Here is an 8082-nt window from a genome sequence, read left to right as displayed (position 1 = left end):
GCGCGCCCCGGGCCGCTGGTGGCGGCGCCGGTGCGCGGGCGGAGCCGAGAAGGGGTGCGAAGAGGAGTCCGGAGAGGAGTGCGAAGAGCCATGTCACAGGAGGCTAGACAGATCGGCGGAATGCCGATGATCAAGCTCAATTCCTGTGGAAAAACCGCCAGTTGTGGATAAGTCCGTCACCCGAAAGCGACACCCGACGGCACCCGACCCCATCCGACGGCACCCGTCGACGCCGCTCAGCGCGGTGAGACCACAGCTCCCAGCAGCCCCGGCCCGGTGTGTGCCCCGATCACCGCGCCCACCTCGCTCACATGCAGATCCACCAGCCCCGGCACCCGCGTCCGCAGCCGGTCGGCGAGCGTCGCCGCCCGCTCGTGCGCCGCCAGATGGTGCACGGCGATGTCCACGGCGTGTTCGCCCGCCCGCTCGATCACCAGCTCCTCCAGCCGGGCGATCGCCTTGGACGCCGTCCGCACCTTCTCCAGCAGTTCGATCCGCCCGTCGTCCAGCTGGAGCAGCGGTTTCACCGAGAGCGCCGAGCCGAGCAGCGCCTGGGTGGCGCCGATCCGGCCGCCCCTGCGCAGATAGTCCAGCGTGTCGACGTAGAAGTAGGCGGCCGTTCCCGCGGCCCGTTTCTCCGCGGCGGCCACCGCCTCGTCCAGGCTGCCGTCCGCGTCGGCGGACTCGGCCGCGGCGAGCGCGCAGAACCCGAGGGCCATCGCCACCATGCCGGTGTCCACCACCCGCACCGGTACGGGTGCTTCCTTCGCCGCGAGCAGCGCGGCGTCGTACGTCCCGGAGAACTCGGCCGACAGGTGCAGCGACACGATTCCGGTCGCCCCGGCCTCGGCCGCCTTGCGGTACGTGGCGGCGAAGACGTCGGGGCTGGGCCGCGACGTGGTGACGGAGTGGCGCTTCTGCAGTGCCAGGGCCAGCGAGCGGGCCGAGATCTCCGTGCCCTCCTCCAGCGCGCGGTCGCCGAGCACCACGGTCAGCGGCACCGCTGTGATGCCGTGCCGCTCCATCGTCTGGGGCGGCAGGTAGGCCGTTGAATCGGTGACGATCGCGACATGGCGGGACATGAGCGGGAGGTTACCCGTCGTCGCCCCCGGTCGGCAGCTCGGCCCCGCGTCGATGATCGATTCGACCGGACCCATGATCGATTCGGTCAGTTCCCGGTCTCCGGCTTGGCGGAGCGTGGCGACTTCTGCCGCGGCTGCTTCCGCAGTGACTGCTTCCGCGGTTCCTTCTCCCGGGCCGGCCGCTGCCACGGGTAGCCCGCGCCGCGCGTGGCGTCCGTCGGTCCGATCGCCTGCGGCCCCTCGGCGGGCGGCGGTTCCGGCCAGGTCTGGTCGACCACCGTGGGATTCTCGTCCTGCGGCACGTTCGAGCCCTGCGGCACGGTCGAGCCGTACGCCGCGTTCGAGCCCTGGGCCGCGTTCGAGCCGTACGGCACGTTCGAGCCGTGCGGCGGCTCGGCCGCCGTCCAGTGCCGCAGCGCGCCCGACTCCACGTCGATCTGGCTGGTCAGCGTCGACAAGTCATCGTCGGCGAACCTCCTGGCCCGGTCCCGCGCCGCCCAGCGCAGCGAGTCCGCCGAGTGCGTGATGCTGTCCGTACGGTCGCGCAGCTCCTGGAGCCGCTCGGCGATCCTCTTGCGGTCCGGGTCCCGCTCCAGCTGCTTCAGCTCGGCGTCGAGCTCGTGGCCATGGACGCTGAGCCGCTGGAAGAGTCCGATCGACTCGGAGAGCGAGGCGTCCTCGGGGACGCCGGCTTGCAGCGCTTCCTGCGTCGCCCGCATGGACGTCCGCAGCCGCAGCCGCAGCTGGGCCAGCTCGCCCTGCACCCCCGGCTGCCCGAAGCTCTTGGCCCGCAGGGCGGTGTCCTCGACCGTACGGCGCGCCTGCGTGACCGTACGGTCCACGCTGCGCCGGGCCGCTCCGACGGCCTTGACGGTCACATACGCCCCGGCGACGACGAAGGCGACGAAGAGCAGCACCAGGATCAGGATGACGGCTTCCATGGGCGGCCCTCCGCAGTCGGTGTCGTCCTACCACCGTAAACGGACGGGGCAGGCCGGGGGTTCCATCCGAACCCCCAACCTGCCCCTAAGGGACGCCCCTATGCGCGGGACGGCTCTCCGTACGCGCGGGCCAGCTCCTACGCGGTAACGATGTTGACCAGCTTCGGCGCCCGCACGACCACCTTGCGGATATCCGCACCGCCCAGCGCCGCCACCACGTCCGCGTCACCCAGCGCCAGCGTCTCCAGCTCGGCGTCCGAGATCGAGGGGGAGACCTCCAGCCGCGCCTTGACCTTGCCCTTGATCTGCACCACGCAGATCACCGACTCGTCCACGACGTACGCCGGGTCGGCCACGGGATAGTCGTGGTGGACCACCGAGTCGGTGTGCCCCAGCTTGCGCCACAGCTCCTCGGAGATGTGCGGCGCCAGCGGCGCGACCAGCAGCACCAGCCGCTCGGCCACGGACCTCGGCACCGGCCCCCGCGTCTTCGTCAGGTGGTTGTTCAGCTCGGTGACCTTGGCGATGGCGGTGTTGAACCGCAGTCCCGCCATGTCGTGCGAGACCCCGTCGATCGCCTTGTGCAGCGCGCGCAGCGTCGGCACGTCGGGCTCCGTGTCGGCGACGTTGACCTCGCCCGTCGTCTCGTCCACGACATTGCGCCACAGCCGCTGCAGCAGCCGGTACTGGCCGACGACGGCCCGGGTGTCCCACGGCCGCGCCACGTCCAGCGGGCCCATCGCCATCTCGTACAGCCGCAGCGTGTCGGCGCCGTAGTCGGCGAAGATCTCGTCGGGCGTGACCGCGTTCTTCAGGGACTTGCCCATCTTGCCCAGCACCCGGCTGACCTGCTGGCCCCCGTACCAGTAGGTGCCGTCGCGCTCCTCGACCTCGGCGGCCGGCACCGCGATACCGCGGGCGTCCCGGTAGACGAACGCCTGGATCATGCCCTGGTTGTACAGCTTGTGGAACGGCTCGACCGACGAGACATGGCCCAGGTCGAACAGCACCTTGGACCAGAACCGCGCGTACAGCAGGTGCAGTACGGCGTGCTCCTGACCGCCCACGTACAGGTCGACGCCGCCGTGCGGCATGCCCTCGCGCGGGCCCATCCAGTACTGCTCGATGGCCGGGTCGACCAGCTTCTCGTCGTTGTGCGGGTCCAGGTAGCGCAGCTCGTACCAGCACGAACCGGCCCAGTTCGGCATGGTGTTGGTCTCGCGGCGGTAGCGCTTGACGCCTTCGCCGCGGCCCAGGTCCAGCTCGACGTCGACCCAGTCCTCGTTGCGCGACAGCGGGGTCTCGGGCTTGGTGTCCGCGTCGTCGGGGTCGAAGGTGCGTGGCGAGTAGTCGTCAACTTCCGGCAGTTCCAGGGGCAGCATCGACTCGGGCAGCGAGTGCGCGATGCCGTCCTCGTCGTAGACGATCGGGAACGGTTCGCCCCAGTAGCGCTGCCGGCTGAACAGCCAGTCGCGCAGCCGGAAGTTGACGGTGCCCTCGCCGATGCCGCGCTCGGCCAGCCATTCCGTGATCCGCGCCTTGGCCTCGACCACGCCCAGACCGTCCAGGGTGATGTCGGTGCCCGTCGAGTTGACGAGGCGGGCGTCGTACGAGACGAACGCGTCGTCCCACTCCCCCGCGTCGGTCGACCGGCCGTCGGTCGGCTCGACCACACAGCGCACCGGCAGTTCGAAGGCGCGCGCGAAGGCGAAGTCCCGGCTGTCGTGCGCGGGGACGGCCATGATCGCGCCCGTGCCGTACCCCATCAGGACGTAGTCGGCGATGAAGACCGGGACTTGCTCGCCGCTGACCGGGTTGGTCGCGTAAGCGCCGGTGAAGACACCGGTCTTGTCCTTGGCCTCGGCCTGCCGCTCGACGTCGGACTTGGCGGCGGCCTGCTTACGGTACGCGTCGACGGCGTCGACGGGCGTCGCGTGACCGCCGGTCCACACCTGGTGCGTGTCGGCGGGCCAGGCGGCGGGGACGATCTTCTCGACCAGCTCGTGCTCCGGCGCCAGCACCATGTACGTGGCCCCGAACAGGGTGTCCTGACGGGTCGTGAAGACCGTGATCGCGTCCGTGCCGCCCGCGGCGTCCACGACGGGGAAGTTGACGCGCGCGCCCTCACTGCGCCCGATCCAGTTGCGCTGCTGCAGCTTGATCGCCTCGGGCCAGTCCAGCTCGTCCAGGTCGTCCAGCAGCCGGTCGGCGTAGGCGGTGATGCGCATGTTCCACTGGCGCAGCTTGGCCTTGAACACGGGGAAGTTGCCGCGCTCGGAGCGGCCGTCGGCGGTCACTTCCTCGTTGGCCAGGACGGTGCCCAGCCCCGGCGCCCAGTTGACGGGCGCGTCCGAGGCGTACGCCAGCCGGTACTCGCCCAGGACGTCGGCGCGCTCCCGCTCCGTCAGTCCGTTCCAGGGGCGCCCGTCGGGGGTCTCCCGCTGTCCGCTCTCGAACTGCGCGACCAGCTCCTCGATGGGGCGCGCCTTGTCGGCGTCCTTGTCGTACCAGGAGTTGAAGATCTGGACGAAGATCCACTGGGTCCAGCGGTAGAAGTCGGGGTCGATCGTGGCGACCGACCTCCGCTTGTCGTGGCCCAGGCCCAGCCGGCGCAGCTGGCGCTTCATGTTCTCCATGGCGGCCTCGGTCGACACCCGGGGGTGCGTACCGGTGGCGACGGCGTGCTGCTCGGCGGGCAGGCCGAAGGCGTCGAAGCCCAGCGTGTGCAGGACGTTGTAGCCGGTCATGCGCTGGTGCCTGGCGAAGACGTCGGTGGCGATGTACCCCAGCGGGTGCCCGACGTGCAGGCCGACACCGGACGGGTACGGGAACATGTCCATGATGAACTTCTTGGGCCTGGCCACCAGGGCGGGGTCGCCCGCCAGCTCCCCGGTCGGGTTCGGCGCCTCGTACGTGCCGTCCGCCTCCCAGACGTCCTGCCAGCGCGCCTCGATGTCGGCGGCCATGGCGGCCGTGTAGCGGTGGGGCGCCGCCGCTTCCGCGGCGGCCGAAGTGGTCTCACTCATGATCGTCCGAACTCCATCGATCGTCTCTGCCAGCGGTTTCCGCGATGCCGTTCAGCAAATGAAAAAGCCCCTCGCACAGGAGGGGCGCCGCGCTGGTTCCACCCGGTACGAGATCCGGTGGGACTGGTCAGCGCGGCTCGCTAAGCAGAAGGCGTACGGCACACATGGCTTCAGGTTACCGCAGGGCGCGGACCGTCCGCACAGGGCACATCGGCGGGCATATCGGCGCCGTCCGCCGGTACGGATCACCGGCGCACGGGCCGCCGCTCAACTCCCTTACGGCGCGCGCTTACCCCGCGTATCGGCGCGATACGGGGCAACCGCAACGTTGGTTGGCTCACGTTCCCCGGGTTAAACCCGCAAATGGCGTACTGGCCGGAAAGGCGCGACCTAGCATGCCGCAACGGGACCGCTTTCCCGAGCCATTCGGAGTCGACCCCCATGAAACCTCATCGCAAGAACAGTTCGTCACTCCCCACGGAGCGCGGCATGAGCCGTCAGGTCCGGGGCGGGCTGACCGTTGCCACACTGGTACTGGTACCGCTGCTGGCCATCGCGTCGGGCGACGCCTTCCGCGCCGCGCTCGACTTCACCAGCGGTGTGCTTTCCCTGCTCTCGCTGACCTCAGCGGTCGCCTGGGGCCTGATAGCCACCGACCGTTTTCTGCTGTCCTCGCGCCACCGGCTGCTCGCCCAGGGCGTCCACCGGGCGACGGCAGTGGCCTCGCTCGGGTTCCTCCTGCTCCACATCACCGTCAAGGTCTACCTCGGGCATGTGGCGCTGATCGGCGCCGTGGTGCCGTTCGGCCTCGGCGTGACCGGCACCGGCGGCCTCATCGGCCTCGGTTCGCTCGCCGCCATCCTGATGGTTGTCACGGCCATGACCGGTGCCATGCGCAGCGCGTTCGCCCTCCCCGGGCGGTTCGCCGGGCGCTGGCGCACGATGCACATGCTGGCCTACCCGGCCTGGTGCTTCGCCCTGATGCACGGCCTCTACACCGGCCGCGCCCCGGCGACCTACGTCGTCGTCCTGTACTGCCTGTCCCTCCTCGGGGTGGGCGCCGCCGTCTCCCTGCGGCTGCTGCCGAAGCCGGTCCAGCGGCGCATCGCCCAGCGGCTCCTGGCGCTCGCCGGCACTCGCGGTCCCGCCGAGCCCGAGCCCGCCAGGCGCGACCCGGCCGAGATGCCGCTGCCCGGTGCCACCATCACCGGATCGCCCGAGTACGAGCGGCAGTTCCAGCGGCCGTCCGCACCTTCGGCGCAGTCGCTGGGCGCCTCCACCCCCCAGTCCATGGGCGCGTCCTCAGCGCAGTCGCTGGGGGCGTCGTCGGCGCAGCCGCTGGGCACCCCGCTCGGCAGGGGATTCACCCCGCCGCAGCTCGCCGCACCGGCCCAGCCGGTGTACGAGTACGGGTACGAGTCGGTGCGGTCCGAGCCGCTGCCGCCGCTGCCGCCCCTGCCCGACCCGCTGACCGACCCCTTCCCCGCCCCCCTGGCGGGCAGCGGCGCCGGTACCGGCACAGGGCTGGCGGCGGGATACGCGGCCTCCCGTGGCGGCGGATCACCGTCGACCGGGGAGATACCGCTCGCCGAACGCATCCCCATGACCGAGGAGTTGCCCGTCATCTCCGGGGTCTCCGACATCACCAGCCTCTCGGACGGCCACTCCGGCAGGCAGGGCCCCTGGCCCGCACCGCACCCGGCGCCGCCGGGGCAGTCCTTCGCACCATCCCCTCCGTCCCCGTACTCCCCGTACTCCCCCTACCCCGGCCCTTCCGATCCTTCGGGCTCTTCCCCGTACGGCCCCGGCGCGCCGTCCCCGTACGACACGGGCTCGATCCCGCCGTACGACCCGGGCATCAGCGCCGGGTACGACACGGGCTCGCTGCCCCCGTACAACGGCCAGGCACCGGCGTCGCCCGTCGGGCCGATGCCCGAGGCGCCCGAGCCGTCACCGGGACCGATGTATCCGCCCCCGGCCGGGGAACCCTGGAACGCACCCGCAGGAGACCGACCGTGAACGTCCCGCTCCCCGATGTCCCCGAAGTCCGGGTTGTCGGCCTTCCCCAGCTGACCCAGGGCTTCGACCTGGTCGAACGGCTCGATCTCTCCATGCACCTGAAGGTGCACGGACCCCTCCAGCCGGTGACGGGAGAGCGCCTCGCCCAGCTCGCCGAGCACATATCCCTGCGCGGCAGAGGCGGCGCCGGCTTCCCCTTCGGCACCAAGCTGCGGGCCGTCGCCCAGTCCTCGATACGCCGCGGGGTACGCCCCGTCGTCGTCATCAACGGCAGTGAGGGCGAACCCGCCTGCCGCAAGGACACCGTGCTGCTCAACCGCGCCCCGCACCTCATCCTCGACGGGGCGCTGCTGGCGGCCGAGGCGCTGGGCGCCAGGACCCTGATCATCGCCGTCACCCGCAACTCGACCGAGATGTCGATGCGCGACGCGCTCACCGAGCGCGGGCTCACCGACCGGCGCGGGCGTCAGCTGCGGGCCCGGATCGTCCGTACCCCCGAGCGCATGGTCTCGGGCGAGGCGTCCTCCGTGATCCGCGCCATCGGCGGCGGTCCCGCGCTGCCCGCGGGCCGCCGCGAGCGGGCCGCCGAGTCGGGCGTCAACGGCGCCCCGACGCTGCTGTCCAACGCCGAGACGTTCGCCCAGCTCGCCGTGGCCGCCAGGATCGGCGCCCGGCGCTACGCCCACACCGGCCTGGAGTCCGAGCCCGGCACGGTCATGCTCACGGTCTCCGGCGCCGTGGCGCGGCCGCTGGTCATCGAGGTGCCGACGGGCGTGCCGCTGCGGTACGTCCTCCAGATGGCGGGCGCACCGCCGCTCCCCCAGGGCGTGCTGACCGGCGGCTACCACGGCAACTGGATCGACGCGGTCTCCGCGCACGACGCCGCCGTCTCGCGCGACTCCCTGGCCGCCGTGGGCGGTTCACTGGGCGCGGGCGCGATCCTGCCGATCGGCCCCGAGACCTGCCCGCTCGGCGAGGCGCTGCGCGTGGCCAACTGGCTGGCCGCCGAGACCG

Annotated in this window: 5 protein-coding genes; 2 read left to right on the top strand and 3 right to left on the bottom strand. The window is 71.5% G+C overall.

The window, feature by feature from the left end; all coding sequences use genetic code 11:
* Positions 1-236: 236 nt before the first annotated feature.
* The 3 genes from HY68_RS17490 to leuS all read right to left on the bottom strand — a co-directional run bounded on the left by HY68_RS17490 (position 237) and on the right by leuS (position 5049).
* A complete protein-coding gene (locus tag HY68_RS17490; protein ID WP_041996401.1) occupies positions 237-1082 on the bottom strand; it encodes a DegV family protein in 846 nt (281 codons plus the stop codon).
* Between the two features lie 86 nt (positions 1083-1168).
* Positions 1169-2023 (bottom strand): hypothetical protein, encoded by an 855-nt coding sequence (locus HY68_RS45215; protein WP_041989895.1) that lies wholly within the window; start codon positions 2021-2023, stop codon positions 1169-1171.
* Positions 2024-2160: 137 nt separating this feature from the next.
* Positions 2161-5049 (bottom strand): leucine--tRNA ligase, encoded by a 2889-nt coding sequence (leuS, locus tag HY68_RS17480; RefSeq protein WP_041989892.1) that lies wholly within the window; start codon positions 5047-5049, stop codon positions 2161-2163.
* A gap of 489 nt (positions 5050-5538) precedes the next feature.
* Between leuS and HY68_RS17475 the strand changes: the two genes are divergently transcribed.
* Complete coding sequence (locus tag HY68_RS17475) at positions 5539-7068, top strand: hypothetical protein (RefSeq protein WP_041989889.1); 1530 nt, start codon at positions 5539-5541, stop codon at positions 7066-7068.
* Positions 7065-8082: SLBB domain-containing protein (locus tag HY68_RS17470; RefSeq protein WP_041989886.1), on the top strand; the 1018-nt coding region annotated here is incomplete at its 3' end. The genes HY68_RS17475 and HY68_RS17470, both read left to right, overlap by 4 nt.

The organism is Streptomyces sp. AcH 505, assembly GCF_000818175.1.
GTDB lineage: Bacteria > Actinomycetota > Actinomycetes > Streptomycetales > Streptomycetaceae > Streptomyces.
The sequence above is the reverse complement of the archived record's forward strand: the minus strand, read 5'-3'. Positions and strand labels throughout refer to the sequence as shown.